The sequence below is a fragment of the Mucilaginibacter metallidurans genome, assembly GCF_003286435.2.
GTDB classification, from domain to species: Bacteria; Bacteroidota; Bacteroidia; order Sphingobacteriales; family Sphingobacteriaceae; genus Mucilaginibacter; species Mucilaginibacter gossypii.
Window position 1 is genome coordinate 5,551,125 of record NZ_CP043449.1, and the last position, 19,067, is coordinate 5,570,191.

Annotated in this window: 20 protein-coding genes; 10 read left to right on the forward strand and 10 right to left on the reverse strand. The window is 42.3% G+C overall.

Translation table 11 applies throughout. The features are described from left to right. Nucleotides 1–535 precede the first annotated feature (535 nt). Nucleotides 536–2,167 carry a TIGR04141 family sporadically distributed protein gene (locus tag DIU38_RS23570; RefSeq protein WP_112651778.1) on the reverse strand — a complete coding sequence of 544 codons (1,632 nt, stop codon included), beginning with the start codon at nt 2,165–2,167 and terminating at the stop codon, nt 536–538. Nucleotides 2,168–2,310: 143 nt separating this feature from the next. Here DIU38_RS23570 and DIU38_RS23575 point away from each other — a divergent pair, with 143 nt between their 5' ends. The 3 genes from DIU38_RS23575 (at nt 2,311) to DIU38_RS23585 (ending at nt 6,067) form a co-directional block, all read left to right on the forward strand. Then, complete coding sequence (locus DIU38_RS23575) at nt 2,311–2,604, forward strand: hypothetical protein (RefSeq protein WP_146750352.1); 294 nt, start codon at nt 2,311–2,313, stop codon at nt 2,602–2,604. Between the two features lie 909 nt (nt 2,605–3,513). Continuing rightward, nucleotides 3,514–3,714 (forward strand): hypothetical protein, encoded by a 201-nt coding sequence (locus tag DIU38_RS23580; RefSeq protein WP_146750353.1) that lies wholly within the window; start codon nt 3,514–3,516, stop codon nt 3,712–3,714. A gap of 1 nt (nt 3,715) precedes the next feature. Further along, nucleotides 3,716–6,067 carry an NACHT domain-containing protein gene (locus DIU38_RS23585; protein WP_112651784.1) on the forward strand — a complete coding sequence of 784 codons (2,352 nt, stop codon included), beginning with the start codon at nt 3,716–3,718 and terminating at the stop codon, nt 6,065–6,067. 107 nt (nt 6,068–6,174) lie between these two features. Here DIU38_RS23585 and istB read toward each other — a convergent pair whose 3' ends face one another. The 4 genes from istB to DIU38_RS34205 form a co-directional block, all read right to left on the reverse strand. Next, nucleotides 6,175–6,921, reverse strand: a complete 747-nt coding sequence (gene istB, locus DIU38_RS23590) for an IS21-like element helper ATPase IstB (RefSeq protein WP_112659074.1) — start codon at nt 6,919–6,921, stop codon at nt 6,175–6,177. A 20-nt stretch (nt 6,922–6,941) separates the two neighbouring features. After that, nucleotides 6,942–7,595 (reverse strand): Mu transposase domain-containing protein, encoded by a 654-nt coding sequence (locus DIU38_RS34195; RefSeq protein ID WP_243770637.1) that lies wholly within the window; start codon nt 7,593–7,595, stop codon nt 6,942–6,944. A gap of 74 nt (nt 7,596–7,669) precedes the next feature. Beyond that, nucleotides 7,670–8,032, reverse strand: a complete 363-nt coding sequence (locus tag DIU38_RS34200) for a DDE-type integrase/transposase/recombinase (protein ID WP_244311232.1) — start codon at nt 8,030–8,032, stop codon at nt 7,670–7,672. Further along, a complete protein-coding gene (locus DIU38_RS34205) occupies nt 8,029–8,472 on the reverse strand; it encodes an HTH domain-containing protein (RefSeq protein WP_244311233.1) in 444 nt (147 codons plus the stop codon). The genes DIU38_RS34200 and DIU38_RS34205 overlap by 4 nt, the downstream gene beginning before the upstream one ends. Nucleotides 8,473–8,555: 83 nt before the next feature. On the opposite strand from DIU38_RS34205, the gene DIU38_RS23600 reads away from it, so the two are divergent. After that, nucleotides 8,556–9,710, forward strand: a complete 1,155-nt coding sequence (locus DIU38_RS23600; RefSeq protein ID WP_208102603.1) for a protein kinase domain-containing protein — start codon at nt 8,556–8,558, stop codon at nt 9,708–9,710. A 571-nt stretch (nt 9,711–10,281) separates the two neighbouring features. On the opposite strand, the gene DIU38_RS23605 is transcribed toward DIU38_RS23600, so the two are convergent. Genes DIU38_RS23605 through DIU38_RS23615 form a run of 3 tightly spaced genes read right to left on the reverse strand, consistent with a single transcriptional unit; the run spans nt 10,282 to nt 12,516 of the window. Beyond that, a complete protein-coding gene (locus DIU38_RS23605; RefSeq protein ID WP_146752300.1) occupies nt 10,282–11,811 on the reverse strand; it encodes a prenyltransferase/squalene oxidase repeat-containing protein in 1,530 nt (509 codons plus the stop codon). A 44-nt stretch (nt 11,812–11,855) separates the two neighbouring features. Continuing rightward, entirely contained in the window at nt 11,856–12,149 is a 294-nt protein-coding gene (locus tag DIU38_RS23610; RefSeq protein ID WP_112657395.1) for a HigA family addiction module antitoxin, read from the reverse strand. A gap of 52 nt (nt 12,150–12,201) precedes the next feature. Further along, the gene (locus DIU38_RS23615; protein ID WP_112657393.1) at nt 12,202–12,516 is read right to left on the reverse strand and encodes a type II toxin-antitoxin system RelE/ParE family toxin; all 315 of its coding nucleotides are present in this window, start codon (nt 12,514–12,516) and stop codon (nt 12,202–12,204) included. 174 nt (nt 12,517–12,690) lie between these two features. Here DIU38_RS23615 and DIU38_RS23620 point away from each other — a divergent pair, with 174 nt between their 5' ends. From DIU38_RS23620 to DIU38_RS23640, 5 genes are all read left to right on the forward strand, one after another. Next, entirely contained in the window at nt 12,691–13,452 is a 762-nt protein-coding gene (locus tag DIU38_RS23620) for a hypothetical protein (protein WP_112657391.1), read from the forward strand. 211 nt (nt 13,453–13,663) lie between these two features. Beyond that, nucleotides 13,664–13,933 carry a helix-turn-helix domain-containing protein gene (locus DIU38_RS23625; RefSeq protein ID WP_112657389.1) on the forward strand — a complete coding sequence of 90 codons (270 nt, stop codon included), beginning with the start codon at nt 13,664–13,666 and terminating at the stop codon, nt 13,931–13,933. Next, a complete protein-coding gene (locus tag DIU38_RS23630; RefSeq protein WP_112657387.1) occupies nt 13,930–14,247 on the forward strand; it encodes a hypothetical protein in 318 nt (105 codons plus the stop codon). Before DIU38_RS23625 ends, DIU38_RS23630 begins: the two co-directional genes overlap by 4 nt. A gap of 360 nt (nt 14,248–14,607) precedes the next feature. Then, nucleotides 14,608–15,162, forward strand: coding sequence for a BfmA/BtgA family mobilization protein (locus tag DIU38_RS23635; protein ID WP_112657385.1), 555 nt, complete (start codon nt 14,608–14,610; stop codon nt 15,160–15,162). A 58-nt stretch (nt 15,163–15,220) separates the two neighbouring features. After that, nucleotides 15,221–16,141 carry a DUF5712 family protein gene (locus DIU38_RS23640; protein WP_112657407.1) on the forward strand — a complete coding sequence of 307 codons (921 nt, stop codon included), beginning with the start codon at nt 15,221–15,223 and terminating at the stop codon, nt 16,139–16,141. A 327-nt stretch (nt 16,142–16,468) separates the two neighbouring features. Here DIU38_RS23640 and DIU38_RS23645 read toward each other — a convergent pair whose 3' ends face one another. Both DIU38_RS23645 and DIU38_RS23650 read right to left on the reverse strand, forming a co-directional pair. Next, nucleotides 16,469–16,732 (reverse strand): hypothetical protein, encoded by a 264-nt coding sequence (locus DIU38_RS23645; RefSeq protein ID WP_112657383.1) that lies wholly within the window; start codon nt 16,730–16,732, stop codon nt 16,469–16,471. Next, nucleotides 16,732–17,151 carry a helix-turn-helix transcriptional regulator gene (locus DIU38_RS23650; protein ID WP_112657381.1) on the reverse strand — a complete coding sequence of 140 codons (420 nt, stop codon included), beginning with the start codon at nt 17,149–17,151 and terminating at the stop codon, nt 16,732–16,734. The genes DIU38_RS23645 and DIU38_RS23650 overlap by 1 nt, the downstream gene beginning before the upstream one ends. Before the next feature lie 188 nt (nt 17,152–17,339). On the opposite strand from DIU38_RS23650, the gene DIU38_RS23655 reads away from it, so the two are divergent. Beyond that, nucleotides 17,340–18,863: a hypothetical protein gene (locus tag DIU38_RS23655; protein WP_112657379.1), complete on the forward strand. Its 1,524-nt coding sequence runs from the start codon at nt 17,340–17,342 to the stop codon at nt 18,861–18,863. Nucleotides 18,864–19,067: the final 204 nt, after the last annotated feature.

Below are 19,067 nucleotides of genomic sequence, written 5' to 3' on the forward strand. Positions count from 1 at the left end.
CCATTGTTTGACCTGCTCTCTCTGGGCGGAAATCATTCCTTTCAGATCATTCAGTAATAGTTTGTTGAATTGCTGCAGATAATCTTTCGTTGAAAAATCTATTGCTACAATTGAATCCTGTTTTTAGTTTAAGCAAACACAATTTTAGTAACCGTAAAACAGTCCGATATAATCCGACTCGGATGTCGATCTTTATAAACATTAATATATAGGAATGGAATTTATGGCTTCTTCCAAAGCTATAAGCTGAGATGTAAAATCATATATATTTTGAAAGAAACCAATTTTGCCTGCGAATTGCCGGATGAGGCTCAAAACAATCTTTTTTATAATTTAATTAAATAATAAAAGTTCGCAGACTACAGCCGGTAGCAAATAGGCATGAATACAGGACTTGAATTTATATACAACTCGAGGCAATTCGCGTAACTACATCATACAGAAAACAATATACCTATGTTTACCACAGCCTTCGTAGTTAGCGAAGTTTGCAGAAGCAGCTGCGTTATAAGCATTGATCATAACTGAAGCAAAATTAAGGTTTAACAGCCTTTTTCTTTTTCGGTGGTTTTGAAGGTGGGTTAATGTTTTTGATTTCCGCAAGATAAAGGGTATAGCCGTAACCTTCCAGGATTCTCTTATAGTTTTTTAGCGTCACTTGGCTGAAAAAAGGAATACTAATCCCTTTTTTTGATGCGGTGATAACGCCATAGATAACTTTATATTGATGGATAGCCGGCCGGTCTTTTGAAAAAAATGCATTATATGGCGGTCCCACTGATAAGTGTTTTTTAACTTTTTCACGAAAGATCGAGTCTGATGCAAATAATTCGCCGGATACAAAACCCTGCGCAAAAAGATGACTCAGAGTCGATGACCCCCCATATTTCTTAATGTGGAAAAACTCTTGTTGCGGCGTTAGAATGTCGCAAACCTCGATCTTACTGGCACCTCCTCCATAGGGAACATTCCGGGCATCTAATAACAGGGCTTTTAAAGAAGTAGCCAAAGCTAGGTTGTAGTCGCCCTCATCCTTGTGCTTAAAATCCGGTAAAACTTTCGGGTAAATTTTAATTTCTGCTACTACTTTCTTAACTTCTTTAACAAACGAGCGTTCGAGTTTGTACCATTTGCCCTTATCTAAAAAATAAAGATCAATTCCATGAGTCAATTCGCTATTCAAGCATTTAAACACGCTCCATTGCAGCACACTATTGTCCTTTGATTCACGCCAGCAACTTACAATATCATGTTTAAGATCATCGTAAGAAATTGGCTTACCGCCCTTGGCACTTATATAAACCTCCAAGTCGAGGTCCTCGTGGAGGTCGTCTGTTTTTCGATTAGAATATTTGAAGCCATTAAAATCACTCCAATCGATGATCTCAGGAACCGCCATCCAGAGTGGTATATCAATTACCTTATTAATGCCGTCTAACAAGATGCTATTTAGCTGATCGATCAGTTTGGAATCCTTGATCTCCTGTATTTGATCTATCCATTTAAAATTGGTTCGATAATCTTTTTTGCTATAAAGCAAGAAGATTTTTTTCAAAAATGGTGATAGGGTTTTGGCAGTAATCTTTCCGGTTACACTTAGTGCGTCCTTTCCCGAGATGATCTTGCCAAAGTCCGGATGCGTATTACTTCCGGTGATCGATTCGACAATGTCTTGCTCGATGTTAATTTGAAAATCCTTGGTGTCACTAGCTCTGGATACCTGTTCTGCGCTGATTTTAGGATTCGCACTCAGCGTTGTTTTAATCATGCTCCTTAGGCCGGCAGGTTCTACTATATTTAAAGTTGTAATTAGTCCGAACCTGCCCTCTGTGGCAAATTCATGCAACAGGTGCCGGCCACCGCCAAAAGTAAGGGCGAATATTCTTGAGTCAGTTTTTATTTTTTGTTCTACTAGTAATACAGCGGAAGTACTTGATACTTTGAAGTCTCCTAGATGAAGTGCCGGGTGATTTTCAAAGAAATCCTTGAGCCATTCCGGCGTTTGAGGGAATGACTGTTTATAGTAAAGGGTGCCGATGCCTGGCAGTACCGTTGATCGCAACGCCGCCGCAGCAGGGTCCTTCAAGATTTTCATAAAATCTTTGTATGCCGGTTTGATCAAATAAAGTTTGATCTTGTTAGCCGTAGGTTTAATTGGAGCAGGCATTTTGGTTTAGATTAGTAATTAAATATAATAATAATTGTTCACATAACGAGCGATGGTAACCGATACTCATTTTAACAAAAAAATTTAGTTATGATAGTTCCCTCAATGACTTTAAATGAAATCATAAAGAACTCTATAGTGATTTGCGTACGCTTGAAAGTAAGATCGATAACTGCCATAGAGATTTCAAAAGAATGGTATTAAAATCAAGTCGATATCCTGTTTCTCAAACTTACTATTGCCGGACAAGACTCAAAAAAAATCTTTTTAAAGTTAATTTATATGCATCCAAACGTAGCGATCGGGAAAAACCTTTGATTGGTATTTGTGGAATCTATAATAGACCTGAAGGTAATTATCTTGCCGCATTAACTTTAGAAAAAAATATGACGACCATTTATCCACCTCATTTTTTAAAAGATACAGGGAGCGGATAGTAAAAGATATGAAATTATCTAACGAGGATATTATCAAACATTATTTAAACAGAAACGGTTGGGGTATTGTTGCAGCGCCGTCGGATGAAAAGTACCAGGGTTATATAATATTTTTGAAGCTGAAATGAACGACACGAATTTCAGTTTTGTGTGTGTAAATTGTGAAGGTTTCTGTTTTCGTGAAAAGCTGGGAAATATCAATGTTATTAAAACAATAATTTCAGAGGATATGCTCATTGGTGAACAGAACCTGGTTTTGCTAAACTTAAGGAAGACTTCGAAGTTTACAATAAAAGCATGTTCGGCAACAGGTATTTCAAATAGCGCAAAGAAAAGTTTTGTTAGAATGTATTGAGAGCGGGAATCGAACCTCGCTTATAAGTCCTTAAATTATAATGGGTTATGAACTCTTAAAAGATCATTCAACGATTTGTACAATACAGTATTTTGCCGTCAATCGTATACAACAAATATACAAAACTGTAGGCTTGGTGCGAAATTGAAAATAATTTTTATTTATAATAACTGAATGATAGGTTAAATAATGGAGGGATTTATCCGTCCTTTCCAATGGTTTGTTTTTCAGTTACTTATGAAGCTGTTCGATATTCCTCACCGAATCACTCACCTCAATTCATCCTGAATTTAAAGTTGCAAATCTTGCCCTCAAAAGATGCTGATAATCAATATTATACGTAATTTATTTTGTAGTCTTTTAACGATACCGCCTGACCCTGAATTTTGGTGGCAAAAAGGTCAAAATGGTCTGTGGATTTATGAAATTTGGTAAACCTTGAGCATTAGTTTATTATTGACAAATCGCCTAAATATTAATATCAGTAACTACCAATTATTATATTTATCAGTTCATAACGGCGAAGATAATAAACCTTGTTAAAGTGCGAATTTATGGGAACTCATTATAAATACCAAATTACTGTAGTTACAGCCAACGGTCCGGTTGGGATCGATTCAGAGCAGATCACAAAGATCGAGAAGGCACCTGATCTCGGCGCTCTCATCACTATCACTCATCCCGAAAAAGATGAAACTGTAGAGGTTTTAACCGTTGAGTCTTTTCTTAGGGTGTTAACTTATTTTAAAGATTGATATGGCACTTGGGGATGCCCATCAGGGATATAGCTATCAGGACCTTTTATGTTGCTATTATATTTTAGATGATGTCGTTAAATTCAACATCTCTGATTTTTATATCGACGTTAAGGAATATAAAGAAGACAGGTTCGATGATTTTACCATCTTACATTCCGACGCGGTATATAAAAAGCAGGTTAAATATAGTAATGAGCAAAATAACCATACCCTTACTAAAAATGATCTAGCCAATGATGGTAACTACCAACTAGCGCTTTTCAGCCTTTATAGTTCATGGATCTCAAGTATTAAACCAAAAACTTATGTCCGGCTTTGCCTGGCATGGAATTCTCCAGATGCGAATTTGACCGATCTTATGGATGAACTTTTAATGGAAGGTTCTTTTTCCGGATTTCAAACGAGGGTATTCCAATTCAACATAGACAAATTCTGGCCCGCAGCCGGCACCCCGCCTCAAGGTTGGAATAAGTTCAAACAGCAACAAATAGATCGTCAGAAATTCAGCGAATTTCTAACTTACCTGACCATAGAACTTGAATTACCTAAATTCAGCGAGGATCTCTATCAACCCGGACCGCTGGAAAAACTGGTCTTAGATAAGGTCGAAGGTTTAGGTATTGGCTATTTCCCCAATGATCATTACAAAAAGCAAGAATTTGCTGCCGCTTTACTGGCAAAAGTTAGAAAACACCGTAGTTCAGGGGTTGCCTTCACAACCGCTGATTTTTACGACAATTTCAGCATCAAAACGGATTACGGTGCAATCCAGCAAGTATTCCCTATCAATGAAAATCAGAAAATAGAGACCGTTTCGATCTATGATCAACTGATCCTCGAATTGAAAGCACATCAGCGGATCTCCTTGACCGGAGAACCAGGGATGGGTAAATCGTGGCTGGTAGAAAATTTTAAAAAATATGTCACGGGCACGGAAATTCATTTGATTCGCCATCTTTGTTATACCGACCTGAATGATCAGTTTCAAAAAGAACGGATCCAGATCAACGTATTCTACGCTAACCTTATCAAGGAGATCCTTGACATCTTTCCAAAGCTGAAAGATTCTAAAGCAAAGGTCTATGCAAGTGACCTGGAGGAACTCAATTTATTATTAAGCGCTATCGATGAAGAGACAATCCTTGTTATTGATGGCATCGACCATATTGAGCGTATTTATCAATTTAGAAATCTTTCGGTTGATCTTAAGCGATCAGAGATCGATATTCTTCATGCCATTAATAAATTAACCCCTTCGCCGTTCGTTAAAATACTCTCTATATCGCAGCCTATAACTGAATTAGTAGAACTTGATCATTTTCATTCGATCTTGATACCGCGATGGGCGCATTCTGAAATTGAACGCTACCTGAATAAGTGCGGAATTGAGGATCAATTGGTAGCCGACGATCAAAAATTGTCCCAATACCTTGACCAAAAGGTTTGTGGCAATCCATTGTACCTCCGATACATTGTTGAAGAAATTCAGAATCTCGAAAGCATCGATCTTGAACATTTGCAGCAGATCCCACATTACGACGCAGGTCTGAAGGGATATTATCAATACTTATTAAGTAAGTTGAGCCTGAAGGAACAGATACCAAGAATACTTAGCGGGATCAATTTCAGTGTGACAACGAATGAACTTCAGGAGATCACCGGCGAAGGAAAGCTAGTTGAAAAATCACTGGAAACCCTGAGACCGGTCATCAAACTGAATGTTTCTCAAAACGGATACAGTATTTATCATGAAAGTTTCCGCAGGTACATTATCGACCAGCTGATAAAAAATCAAATTTCACTCGAAAGAACAGTTTATAATCCAATTATTTCGTGGTTTGAAGAAAAGGGAGTGTTTGAATATTCAAAAAGTTACCGGTTCTATTTCCAATATATTCACGAATCCGGAAAATCTGAGAAAGCGCTTTCCTTCGCCACAATCGACTTTGTATGGAAATCTGCTTTTCACGGTCATCATTGGGAGGTCATTGACGCTAATCTCAAATATATAAACAAGGCGGTACTCAACCACGGTACAATTCCACAATTGTTTATCTCCACAGAACTTAGCCGGGTTATTTCAATGACCGAAGATGCCTTTAACGAAACCCTGCTGTCCTACTTGAAAGCAGTGGGAAATCTTGAAGGCTATCAGAAGGTGGCAGATTATTTAGTCTACGAAGGCACCCCGACATTAGGCTTCGAACTTGGCCTTAAGGCTTGCCAGCTTTGTTTTCTGAACAATATGAAAGCCCCATGGCAGATCTATCTGGATTATTACAGAGGGACAAAAATTGACATTACTCCCGAAATGTTTGCGTTGATCTTAGCTTGTATATTATGGAGATAGTGACCACCCTGTTTCGGGCCAAATTGACCCAGGGGTTAGCTGACTTTTGGGTTGCAGCAAATGCTATAAAAGCACGTACAAAAATAGTTATTTAAAAGGTAATTTCATTAGTGGCTGTTTTCCGGTTCTACGTTACGTTTTCTTCTCATAGATTCCCCCTTTAGCTCGATACGGTGTGCATCATGAACGATCCGGTCCAGGATAGCATCAGCAATCGTTTTTTCACCGATCACCTCAAACCATTTACTGACCGGCAGCTGCGAAGTAATGATCAGCGAGGTCTTTCCGTGCCTGTCTTCAATGATCTCCATTAGTGCCGCCCTGCTTTGTGCATCAAATGGCTGGATACCAAAGTCGTCGAGTATGAGCAGTTGCTGGCGTTCGATCTTAGCCAGCTCTTTCATATAGGAGCCGTCGGCCTTGGCCATCTTGAGCTTGGCAAATAGTTTGGGCGTACTGGTGTACAATACCCGGTAGCCCAATACACAGGCCTGGTAGCCCACAGCAGAAGCAATATAGCTTTTACCGATACCTGTACTCCCGGTGATCAGCAGGTTCTCGAAGCGGTCAACAAACGTACAATCCGCCAGGCGCATGATCTGGTTGCGGTCAATACTTCGGTCAGCATGATAGTGAACATCTTCAATTGAAGCTTTATAGCGGAACCGGGCATATAGGATGGTGCGTTCAATACGCCTGTTCTGCCGGTCGTCCCATTCTGCATCTACCAGGTGGGCCAGCAGTTCATCTGCCGTGTAATCGTTTGTTTTACCGGTTTCCATGCTGCTTTTAAAGGCATGGAACATGCCGAAGAACTTCATCTTCCGCAGTTTGTCTAAGGTGCTTGTGTTCATGTTATTGTTGTTTTAAATGGTTATTTGTAATAGTCTTTTCCCCGGATATTACCATGATCAGGCATGGGCAGCTCATCGGCAAATATGCTTTCCTCATAGTTGTCCATCTTGTTTTCCAATATGGTTTGTATCGTTTTATAGCTATAAAGGCCATAACTGAGCCCTCGCTGACAGGCCATTATTAACCGGTCGTTCCCTGCTTTTTTTGCAAAGCCAAGTACTCCCAGGCAGGACTTGTAAGCCTGTTCGGGGTGTTGTTTACGCTCCAGTATCTGAAGGATATATAACCTGACATCCTCGTGGATGGAGGCCGCCCAATTGAGGAACATATCTGGCGTCCAGTCGCTTTTGAAGCGGTGGGCACTGGCCATGTGTTCTTTGTCGGTCGTATAACCATAGGGGTTCTTTTCGCGCGGGTGCAAAGCGATACGCTCATAATTGGAGTAGATCTCTACAATGGTACGGGAATATAACAGCTTAACCCGCTTGCCAATAAAGCGGTAAGGCACACTGTAATAGTGCTTATCAGGGCCGAGATTGACATGGCCGTTTTTGATCACCCTGGCATAGAAGTGCTTTTTGAACTGGTAACGCAATACCGGCAGCGGTGCCAGGGTCTGGCGCTCGATCTCTTCAAACTGTAGTTTCCTGCTGTAATTGCGCCCCTTGAGCAACTGGCTGTTATGGACTTCCAGAGCTTGCCGGATCGCCGTATTGAGTTCTGATAAAGAATGATAGATATGCTTGTTTAAAGGGCGTATACCTTGGTATAAATGATCTTAACGGCGCCTTCTACTAATGCCTTGTCACGCGGGCGGTACGCCCGCGCTGGTAGAATGGTAGTCCCATAATGGTCGGCGAAGTCCTCAAACGTTTCGTTAAGGGTTGGTTCATAGCGGCTGCTTTTGGTTACAGCCGCTTTCAGGTTATCCGGTACAATGGCGGCAGGAACGCCGCCGATAAAGTGCAAAGTATTCTCGCAGGCCGCTATAAAGTCTTCCTTTTGCTGGCTCATAACAGCCTCTACGTAGGTGAGCTGGCTGGCACCAAGGATTGCTACAAAGACTTCTACTTCAATGACTTCACCGGTTTCCTTGTCCGTATAGTTCATCTTTTCACCCGCAAAATCGACGTATAGCTTGTCCCGGCCTTGTGATCCATGTGCATGGTCGGGTTGACCCTGGTCTTCCATTGGTTGTAATACGTGCAAAACTGGGTATACTTATAGCCGTCGGGAAACTCTTTGATATAAGCTTCCCACAGGAGCTGCCGGTTCATCCCGGTCTTTTTGAGCTCTTTATCAACGTGTGGAAAGCAGCGCAGCATGGATTGCATACGGCTGCTTGGCTGGTTGTTTTCTCTGGTCTTGCCGAAAAGGTCTTCCAGTTCCTTATCATTCAGGTTATTAACTTCTTCAAAGGTAAAGCCGCTCTTCTTAAGGACCGCCAGGTACTTTCTTACGGTATTCCGGGATGATTCAATCTGGGCAGCTATAAATCGCGTGCTGCGACCCTGGCTGTTCATCCTTAAAATCTTTCTAATCTTACTCATGCTGATTGTCAAATTGGCCATCTTAGAACGGGTCTTTTGCCCTCAAAAGATGGTTGCTTCTACAGCATTTGCTATGCGTTTTGGTGGGTCAGTTTGCCCCGAAATACCATGGTCAGTTTGCCCCGAAACAGTGGGTCAGCTTGCGCCGAAATGGTGTGGTCTCATTCATCATAATCTCCAATCTGGGTATCTATGTATACCGGGAACCTGTGACCGGGATAAGCTATGTATTGAAGGTATTCGAGATCGATAACTTTAACGAATACCAGGAGGTTGAGTTCCAAAAACTGGCGCGATTGTCCGCCGAACCGGAGATCGCTACGGTCTACGGGCTGGTCAATGTAAAAGACGGCGCTGAACCGAAGGTAGGCTACCTGATGGAATATATCCACGGCAAAACCCTAGAGGAATTCATCAAAACCAGTGCGACGATCGGCTTGAACCAATATTACAATATGATCGCTGAACTCGTAACCGGGATGGAGAAATCCCATCATTACGGCGTGATCCATAATGATCTGCGCTTGTATAACGTCATGATCGATGCATTCGGCAGCGTTAAGATCATTGACTTTTTCTGGGACCCCATCGGTGCCTCGTATGAGCAGGATGTCAAAGATCTCCAGGCGATCGAGAAAAAACTGTTTGAAAAATTAGCGGAGGCCGATCAGAAACACGCGGAGATCGTGCATCAATATTGTCAGGCGATCACCGCGTTCAAAGGCGCGGGTGAAACCATTAGACAATTGAACGAGCTGGCTTTTGAATTGGGCTTTCTGACACCCAAAGGCAAATTGGTCCTGGCCTTTTTGTTGCATAACGAGGGCGCGGAGATCAACTCACAGACCCAATGGCTGTTCGACGAGCGTAAAAGTGCCAAACGGTTATTTCCTGAACTCACCGAAGAATATAAAGAGATCGCGGCGCACGGACAAGAGTTACATCGTAACGTTATTTTTTATCAGGTAGTTGATATCGAAAAACGTGCAAAACTGCATTTTGATGCTTTGCTGGAGCAACTCAACCAGTGTGAACTGATCCATTACCGGCTCAAGGCCTCTACTCAAGATGGCTACGAAGGGCCTTATGACCTGGTCGTTTTTATCAGTTACCGGATCAAATTACTGAAATGGAAAAGCCTTAACGATCGATTGGGGTTTTTGGAAGCACCGAGCGGCGATCCCACATTCCTGGACCTGGTGGTTAGTGAAGAATGGGCCGCAAACCCGTTCGATTGAAATTCACGATAGGCGGTTTCTGTTTTAGCAGAGAAAGTAACTCGTTTTACGACATTAGTCTTAGGACTAGGAAAACTTATAGCTGAATAAGTTTATTTTCGTAATGTATGACCTTTCTACCGATACGGTCCCAGATCTGAAAGATATTTTCTGAAGAAGACATGATCATGGTTTAGAAGACGCAAGATATCGAAAATCAACATCACTACAATGCTGTATCACTTCAGCCGCTCGACCACCGACCAGCAAGTACTGCCCGTGGCAGAGCTTGCTGCCCTCCGGGTGCACCTTCCGAATTACTTCGGAAAGGCAGTTGCCGGTCTCCCGGCTGCGACCGGTCCGGCACGGCGGCGCTTTGTTTCCCGCAGCACCACCGCGCCTTAATGAGTCATTTGTAATGGGTATCTGATAGGAGCGCCCCCAAAAGTCGGCATCAGCTAACTGAAACAAAAGAAAGGATACGGTCAGCTGACTGGCAGAACGGGCACCGGCGCGGCCTGATCAATAGACCAAGTCTATTTTTTCCGGTTGTATAGGGTGTAATCACTCGAAGGATGTGCTAACCTCCCGTTTACCCGGAGATGTGTTTATTGAGCAATTCGACCACCACACCCACGCCGATATCTTTCGCAGTATCTAATGCCCATTTACCCGCGCCTAAAAGTTTTTGTACGACCTTATTGCCGTCTTGTTCACTGGCGGCCTGCCTTGCGTTGGCTACTTCCGCAAGCGCAAGGTATTCCTCTGGTGTATCCGCTTTGCCTTTCATCGCCGTTTTCAGTTGGTCTAATTCCGCAGCTAATTGCTCATAATTGAGGTTTGCGGGTAGTTGGTAGTTGGCCTGATTGAAAGTGTTGTTTTCTGCTTTCGCCTCATGGCCTACGGCACCGAACTGGCCGCCGTTGAAATTGTAATTATCTCCCATTTGATTTATTATGATTTTTTTAATGTTTTCCGAATTCTGTATGCCTTGCTGTAAAGGCGCAAGTTTAAAAGTCAGCTTGCTGTCGTTTCCCCGCGCCAATTCTAAGGCGTCGAGTACAAGCACGGAAAGGTAGGGGTAACTGACATACGGGTTAATGTCCTCATGCCACAACCACCAACTATCTTGTTTGCTCAGCAGGTATTCTCCTGCTAAAGTGAGGCTTTGTTGATTTTTCGCCCTGTCCATCAATGCTAAAGCGTGCGTGCAAACGGCGGTAGCATCAACAGATTCCGTTTCATGCAGGGAAACTGCCTTCCAACCGCCATTTGCTGATTGGGCTGACAGAAGATATTTTTCGCAAGCCCCGACCACGTCGCCATATTTTTCCCTTAATCCCAATTTGAGGATGCTGAATAACAGACCAGCGGCAATGTAAGGGCATTTATAATGATACCTACCATCTTTATTCAGATCCTGGTATTCCCAAAAATGCTTGATGTTGTGAGGCTTGCCTTTGATCATGATCTCGATGATGATAGCCATTCGCTCTTGTAAAAGTCCGATACCTGTTTCTGAGCGGCACATATTGAAAAGGTACTGCGCCATGGCATGTTGCCCCTCGGAATTTCCCGCAACCGAAAGTTCGACATCCTGCTTCATTTCGTTCCAATAACCATCGAAGCCATTGATCTTGAAATGATCGACCATACGCAGCATTGTCGCATCGATACTGTTCGCCTCATTACGGCCGCTCCGCCAAAATTCGGGGAATGGCCAAATCTCTTCAAGATTGGTCTTTACTACTTTTTGCTCTCCTGTATTCGCATTATAATGGCTTGACCAGGACTGTTTTTCGATCTCATCCGCCGCTGCGACTTTCCAGTCTTTGAATACAGACATTTGATAGACACTCACATCGAATCCGCGGCTGGCCAGCAGTATCAAAAATTCATAGTCACCATAATAACGGTTATGCTGCTCATAATAATAGTGAATGAGTGCATAGGCATTTTGCACCGGATCGGCATTATCCAGTTTAGCAGCGAACCTGCTCAGATCCTCCTGCCTGCTTGTTTCCTTGTCTTGCTGTTCCTGTAACTTGGCCAGCATGGCTTTGAAGTGCGGGTCATCGGACCAATCGGCTGGCTTTTTTGTTTCGGTATTTTTTTTCTTCAAGGACATTTGATAATTAAAACGGGCCGCTTTCGCGGCCCGCCTGTTTATGCTGCTAGAATTCTTCGCGCCTGAGCCAGATCGTAATCGCTCTGCAACCCAAGCCAGAATTCGGCGCTGACACCTAAAACCTTCTCCAGTTTTACGGCAGTCATCGCACTGATGGAACGCTTGCCCTTGAACATCTCGCTCAGGTGGCCCGGCAGAATGTCCAGTTCAGCGGCAACTGCTGATTTTTTTAATTCCCTGGCTTCGATCTCGTCTAACAAAACCTCGCCGGGGTGGAGCACAAAATCAGTCTTTAATTCGTCTCCGTTTTTTGAATACACTTGATTTACCATGTATTTACAGTCCCTTTGTAAATTAATCGGTAAAGTGATTAAGAAATACAGATCAGTCGTAATGGTTGTTAAGGTCCTCGATCATAATGATCTCTAAACGTTCATTCGTACCGTCCGACTCCAGTCTAAAGATGATGCGGAAAGCATCATTGACCCTAATGGAGTTTTTCCCTCTTAGATTTCCGGAAAGCTTTTCAAAGTGCAAAGACTTCAGATTTCTCAAGTCATTACTGTCTTTAGCGTTTTTCATTTGCGTTACCCTTTTACGGAATCCGCGAATGATATCTTCGCTATACCTCGGCTTTCCTTTCACCCCGACACCCGCATACAGATCTGCAAGGTAGTCGTCTTCAATAATCACATTCATTAGTCACTCATAAATTTACTGCTAAGCTTTTAGTTAAACTTTTTATTAATTATTACCAAAAATAGGTAAAAAAAACGGCTTTACCAAATTTTGGTAAATAAATTGTGAATAATTGGATTAGCATTAAATTTTTTTGTAGTGGTTAAATTATAACTTTAGGTTAAATCATAACCTATGCGCGAACAATATTTCAAACACCGATCTCCTTTCGATTTTAATAAAGACACTAATGACATAGGCCGCCCATTTTTTTGGAACAAAAAAGTTGAGGACAACCATTTTCTTAACATGCTTTATCGAAAGAGTGAACAAGAATTCGATGAAGTGTATAGCTACCATCTGCAATTCTTTTTATCTGAATACGAGGATGCAACTCAGCAGGAGTTCTTCAGGTATGTGTGGGAAGTCATACAAGATGCTATTGCACAATTAAGGCAAAAAGATAGGTATACTTCAAGTCATGCCCAAACCTTCCGCTACAAGTTTCACCTTAATCGGTTTGCAGAATATCTTCAAAGTATTGATGAGTGGAACCTTGGCCGTACCCAGGCTGAGATCATTGCAGAGAAGGAAGGCCAGATCAAAATACTCAAAGAACAAGTGCAACGCCTGATGGATGAGCGCAGGGAGGCTGAGAAGTTGGATACCGATTATCCCATCAATATTACCAGTGGTCATTTCCTCACGGTAGTTGACCTTTTCAAGAAGATCGAGGCGCTAAAAGTTGGCGATAAGGAACTGGTATTTTCACAGATGCCGATCACCTGGGCCAAACTGATTTGCCGGTACTTTCAGGAAGACGGCGAGCCGATCAAGTTAGACCGTGTACGGCGCTATTATCCGCGTGACGCAGGTAACCCGAGCGGCAGGTCATCTGCCATCCCCTCCGAAAACCAGCATTTTAACATCGTTCCTGCAAAACGCAGGGCAGGTTAAGAACTGATCATACGTTCACTTTTCTTTTGCTGGCAAACATTAACAATTGCCACGAAACTATTCAGCGCACTCTTTTTCAGCACGATGCTTTGACTGCCGTTACCATAGCTTGGCTTATGGTAATGAAAAATATCCCTTTGCCCACATCTTTGCTTAGTACCCGGTATGGACGGTACAAGTATTAAGTAATGATTTAACGAAGGAGGCGATTATGAATGCAAGCGAACTGATCACTAAAGGAGATCTGAATGAATTTAAAAGCGAACTGTTAACAGAAATCAAAAGGCTGGTTCAACTGGATGGCCAGGGCCAGTCCAAAAAATGGCTCAAAAGTAACGAAGTAAGAAAGCTGCTCAAAATATCACCGGGCACCTTACAGAACCTGCGGATCAACGGAACATTGAGTTATACCCGTGTCGGCAGCATCATGTATTACAAGCTCGACGACATTAATAAGCTACTGGAAGGAGGACTGCAATGAGTATTCATAAAATTGCGGTCAGTGAACTTGCCGGTTATAGTAAGTTGCTCAAACGCATGAGCAAAGACGAGCGGCTCAATGCAACGCATGTCAGCCTGTTTACAGGCCTGTTCGTTCACTGGCAACGGAATGGTTATGCCAACCCTTTTTCAATCACCCGGAAGGCGATGATGACGTTCAGCAAGATCGCCTCTATCGCAACCTATCACAAGTGTATCAAAGAACTCGATGAATATGGTTACATCCGTTATCAGCCGTCATACCATCCTAAACTCGGCAGCCAGGTTTACTGGCCTGCCGGTTGGGAAGTATAGCCCGGTGTTTTATATCCGTATATCTGCATATCGGGCTATATGGATAACCGCATATCGGAATAACTGGTTATTCCGATATAGGTATAGTCAGATATTGAGCTATATAATATATAAACCCGGTGCAGCCGATAGCTGTACAGGTAATGATTTGCTTCGCAAATCAGGAAGAAAAGCGGTGGTCGCTTCGCAAAAGCGGAGGGAGCGAGCGGAAGTCGGGCACACCCGACTTTTCCGCTCGCCCTGCGGGGCTAACGCGGTTTTGCGTATACCTGCGGTATACTTTCCTCCCGCTTTTATGCTACCGATAAAGAAAACAGTATACCTGGCGGTATACTCAATTATTGCAATACGAAAGAACTTATGAGCAAGGATGAAAATATAAAAACGATCCGGTTCCCGGTGAAGACAGATGAGAAGCTGGTGATCATTGCTAATAAATGCGGCCTTTCGAAGCTTGACCTGTTCATGTTTATGGTAGACTATTTTTATAAGACGAAGAAAGATCCGAGGGATCTGAACGATGAGCTATTGAAAAATGCGATCAACAGGAAGACGGACAATATCGTTGCGTTTATCAGGACACAGGAGCAGGAACTTTTGATGCCCTTAAAAAAAGATTCGGAGCGTATTGTTAGTTCACAATCGAAGATCGTGGAGTATTTTAATCAATATATCATCACGCATAACAAAGAGCAGAAAGAAGCTTATCTCGCCCAAAGAAAAGCGATTGAAGAGATCGTGAAATACCTGCAAATTATAGACAGGCTGCAATTGGAAAAAAGAAACCTGAAAGCCCGTTTCAAATCAATCCTGGAGCATTACGTTTCCCAGCGGGAGAACTTAAATGTATTTGCGAAGCAGGCAGATAAGGATGAGCTGGTACGTTTTGCAAGGGAACAGTTGGAAAGTCTTTGACATCAATAATGAGCCAGCGCGTATTGGGGTATTTTATTTACAACTAATCGAGAAAAAAATGCACATCAATATCACAACCAGTGAAACCGGGAACAATAAAGGCAGCAGCAGCCGGCTGGTAGCCTACCTGGAAAAAGAGAACCGTATGGCCGAAGTGCTGGATAAGCATTACCAGCCGGAGTATTGGTTCAACCACGAACGGGATAATATCCAGCCCTATGAGGTAAGGTCGGGTATCGATAATAACGTAGCGAAACTTTCAAAAGACGATGCCAAGTTTTTCCTGGTGAACATCAGCCCGAGTGAAAAAGAGTTATTGTACCTGAAGGAGAAGTTTGGAAAGGAGGGCGCGAAAGGATATTTAAAAGCTTACGCCAATGAGGTGATGAATGCTTATGCTAAAAACTTTAAACGTGACCGGGTAGCAGGTAACCAGGACCTGGTTTATTATGCCAAGCTGGAAAACAACAGGTATTATACTCATAAAGATTTGGAAGTGAGAAAAGGCAAGGCCAGCAGAGGGGATGTCAAACCAGGAGAACAGATGCATGTTCAGGTCATTGTCAGTAGGAAGGATGCCAGTAATACCATCAAGTTAAGCCCTTTAAATAATTCAAAAGGGACGAATGCTGAACATAGTAAAATCGTTGGACAGTTTGACCGGGTAGCTTTTAAGCAGTCGGCGGAGCAGATTTTTGACAGAATGTTTAATTATGAAAGGGAGGTCAAAGAATCTTTTGGATATGCGAATGCTATGAAAAATGGAAGCTACGAACAAAAGGCTGAGTTCAGGGAAAAACAGAGGGTTCAGGAGTCCGGCAACCTTTTCCAGCAAAGCCATAGCAAAGGCATCCTAGATGTATTACTTGATGGTGCTGCCAAAAACTATGGGCCGCCGACTGTAGACGACGGCAGGAGGCGCAAAAAGAAGAGAAGACCGGGACAGGGTTATGATCGGGGACAACAGCTATCACGCTAAGTAAAGATAGCCCATGCGGCTGCGGCAGGCGGCTCCATTACACCACGCGCTCCGCTTCGGGTGTCATTGCGCCGCCAGCCTCGCCGCCGCGCGCGCAGGAGTGTATTCGTTCCTCATACACACCTGCCTGTCCCGCCCGCTGAATATTAATTAGTCACGGCACCGCAGTCACAAAGTTAGCTACGCAGGAAAACAGTCAAGGCTATATAAACCGGCTATCGCCGGGCCTTGACAGTTTTCCTGCTAACAGCCCCTGTTGTTTAAGCGGTGATATGACTGGGTGCGTTTGTGATTATCTGGCCAATCGGCTACGATGTAGAGGTAAATCTAATTCTGAAAATGTCTGCTGTAAACGTCGATAACGGCTTTCTTAAGTTCGATAGGTAAGTCCCGTTGCGTTTTCCAAATGAGTTTGGCTGTATTATTACCACCGGAATCGGATTGAATAACATCAAACAGATCAAAAACGGCTGCAATCTTATGAAGTTCGAAGTAAGGTTTAAATCGCTGGTCTATAGCAGCAAATTCTTTATCGTTGATAAATGCAAATACCCTATCCTGGTAATTGTTTTCACCAGCATACTCTTCCATTAACCTTTATTCTTTAAGATTTCTACTTTTTCACGTTCACTTTGTAGGAGGCGTTCATAAAGCTTTTTGTTTTCTTCGATGACTTCAAGCCATTTATCTATTGGATTAAAAGTGCATTGAAAATTAATTGCCGGGCCTGCATGTATTACTGCGTTATCATAATTATTTTGAATGTTGTTTATTGCTTTTTCCTCATCAAAATTTTTGATCGCTTCTTCAGGTACTTTTAAAGCATTAGCAACTTTAGTCAGCAACTCAGGTTCTATAACTTCTTTCGCTTCCAGGAGTGACACCCTTTTCTGACTCCATTCCTCACCGAGAGCAATGGCGAGTGCTTCTTGCTTTAACCCAAGCATTTCACGAAAACGTTTAACATTGCGGCCTTGATGGATATTCTTTGGTGTGTCGGTAGTATTCATAAGTTAGTATATAGAGTATGCTCAAAATTAAAAAAAATAATAAAATGTGCCGCTTTATCTAATATAGAAATAATAAACGGTGAAATATGCAGGGCGAAAATATAAGTTAGAAAATGGTTAATTAGGGTATACAAGCGGGTATCATCAACTTCGAATATCAAGTTATTATTCACTCAATTTATTAAGCTATGCGAGGTGACGAACATTATGTACCGTGGGAGAACTATCCTAAATTCCTGCTATTCAATGAAATCCGCGATCCCTATCGCGCGCTACGCGACAGTTTTTGGGGCGAACCCGAAAGGAATAAACGTTTGCTGGAACAATTAAAAGCATTTGCGCTAAGCGATACACATTACCAGGGTGGTAAAGACGGCCCAGCTAAAATTGTACAGGCGGTAAATGAATGGGTCAGGATGATCGAGATCTGCTATATTTTGTGGCTTGACAGAAAAACCCCGGATGATTGGGATAAGGCTGAACTTGTTGAGGGTTGGCAGTTAAATTTTGCCAAGAATACCTGGAAATATTTTCCTGATGATTTGTCGTTTTACGAAGAGCGGAATCCGTATATCGTCTTTAGACGAATCTTTGGCTATATCGGCTTGCAGGATATCCGTGACTATTTTGATTACTGGCTTTACTCAGCGCTGAGCAATAAGGCATTGACCGTAGCAGAATTTGAAGGCAATATGCCCCAATTATTCGACGACCTTTTAAAACTCCACTCGGCAGCTTATATGGTCGAACAACTTGCTATCGGTGCGGTGTGGGAAACCCTCACTACAAATAACGGCCATCATTTATCTTATACTAAAGACGGCAGGAAAGTGATCACGATTATGGAGGACACGGAAAATTACAATCTTTTCGATTGGAAGTTGCCACGAGCACTTAAACGAAAAAACAGATTAGAGAAGGAATTTAAATTCGGGGAAATGGCCGAGACTCTCGTAAAAGAATTTCCATTTATCCGGCACTTATGCCACCTGGGCGCTCTGCCATATGCAGACAGGATTTACCTGTTAATTTTAGTTGATGATCGGGTTGGAATAACAGAAGATGAGATATCGGATAAAATTCAATCTGACAGGCTTGGAAAAACATTTATCGTTCCCCTCGTTTATAAACTCAAAAGTGCGTTAGATGAAATCAAAACGAATCCACGCTTTTGGGAATGGGTAGTATATGCAGGGACAGTATTATATACCGACCAGGATCTTGTAATTCCAAATCCTGAATATGTGACTGTCGAAATGCATAAGAAGGTGTTGGAACGGTGCTGGAAAAACGCTCATAAAGAGTGCTGTAGCCTGTTAAAACGAATAGAAACCCACTTGAAGAAAGAAGAATACAAGTCTGCAATATCATTTATGATTAAAGCGATTGAAACTGTACAACGATGTGCGATAGAGCTTAAGTTGGGATACAACAGACAGGAAGGAAAATTTGCCAAACTGCAACAGATAATAAGCCTGTTTACTGATGATTACCAATATATCCTTTATAAGGACACAGATGATGACACGGAGTTTGTTTTCTACAATCTTTTCGATAAAGGATATCCAAAGCCTAAAACAAAAAATTTCAAAGCTGAAAAATCCGTTTTAGAAACCGCCACAAAAAAGATAGAACAGTATCTGTCAAGAACTGAGGAACTATACAATCAACAAATCGCATTTCTCGAGTATTCATTAGGTAAGTTTTCGTGAGCGAATAAATGTAGACTAAAATATCCCATGTTTTTGAATGTTTTAGAAACGTTAAGAATAGATTATCCGGATTTACATAATGAAATTTGTAATGTACCGCCAAGAAACGCGAGGAGGAACGACCAAGTAGCCCCAGCGAAAGCATCGCGGGGATGTGAATAAATCACAGCCCCGCTTGCTTAGCTGTCGAAGTAAAGGCTTTGA

Bases quoted from the DNA above. Each gene is read 5' to 3' on its own strand.
- DIU38_RS23655 (WP_112657379.1), top strand. From the start codon at position 17,340: ATGCGAGGTGACGAACATTATGTACCGTGGGAGAACTATCCTAAATTC.
- DIU38_RS23615 (WP_112657393.1), bottom strand. From the start codon at position 12,516: ATGAATGTGATTATTGAAGACGACTACCTTGCAGATCTGTATGCGGGT.
- DIU38_RS23640 (WP_112657407.1), top strand. From the start codon at position 15,221: ATGCACATCAATATCACAACCAGTGAAACCGGGAACAATAAAGGCAGC.
- DIU38_RS23580 (WP_146750353.1), top strand. From the start codon at position 3,514: ATGGGAACTCATTATAAATACCAAATTACTGTAGTTACAGCCAACGGT.
- DIU38_RS23625 (WP_112657389.1), top strand. From the start codon at position 13,664: ATGAATGCAAGCGAACTGATCACTAAAGGAGATCTGAATGAATTTAAA.
- DIU38_RS23650 (WP_112657381.1), bottom strand. From the start codon at position 17,151: ATGAATACTACCGACACACCAAAGAATATCCATCAAGGCCGCAATGTT.
- DIU38_RS23620 (WP_112657391.1), top strand. From the start codon at position 12,691: ATGCGCGAACAATATTTCAAACACCGATCTCCTTTCGATTTTAATAAA.
- DIU38_RS23635 (WP_112657385.1), top strand. From the start codon at position 14,608: ATGAGCAAGGATGAAAATATAAAAACGATCCGGTTCCCGGTGAAGACA.
- DIU38_RS23630 (WP_112657387.1), top strand. From the start codon at position 13,930: ATGAGTATTCATAAAATTGCGGTCAGTGAACTTGCCGGTTATAGTAAG.
- istB (WP_112659074.1), bottom strand. From the start codon at position 6,921: ATGAACACAAGCACCTTAGACAAACTGCGGAAGATGAAGTTCTTCGGC.
- DIU38_RS23570 (WP_112651778.1), bottom strand. From the start codon at position 2,167: ATGCCTGCTCCAATTAAACCTACGGCTAACAAGATCAAACTTTATTTG.
- DIU38_RS23645 (WP_112657383.1), bottom strand. From the start codon at position 16,732: ATGGAAGAGTATGCTGGTGAAAACAATTACCAGGATAGGGTATTTGCA.
- DIU38_RS23610 (WP_112657395.1), bottom strand. From the start codon at position 12,149: ATGGTAAATCAAGTGTATTCAAAAAACGGAGACGAATTAAAGACTGAT.
- DIU38_RS34200 (WP_244311232.1), bottom strand. From the start codon at position 8,032: ATGAACTATACGGACAAGGAAACCGGTGAAGTCATTGAAGTAGAAGTC.
- DIU38_RS34205 (WP_244311233.1), bottom strand. From the start codon at position 8,472: ATGAGTAAGATTAGAAAGATTTTAAGGATGAACAGCCAGGGTCGCAGC.
- DIU38_RS23585 (WP_112651784.1), top strand. From the start codon at position 3,716: ATGGCACTTGGGGATGCCCATCAGGGATATAGCTATCAGGACCTTTTA.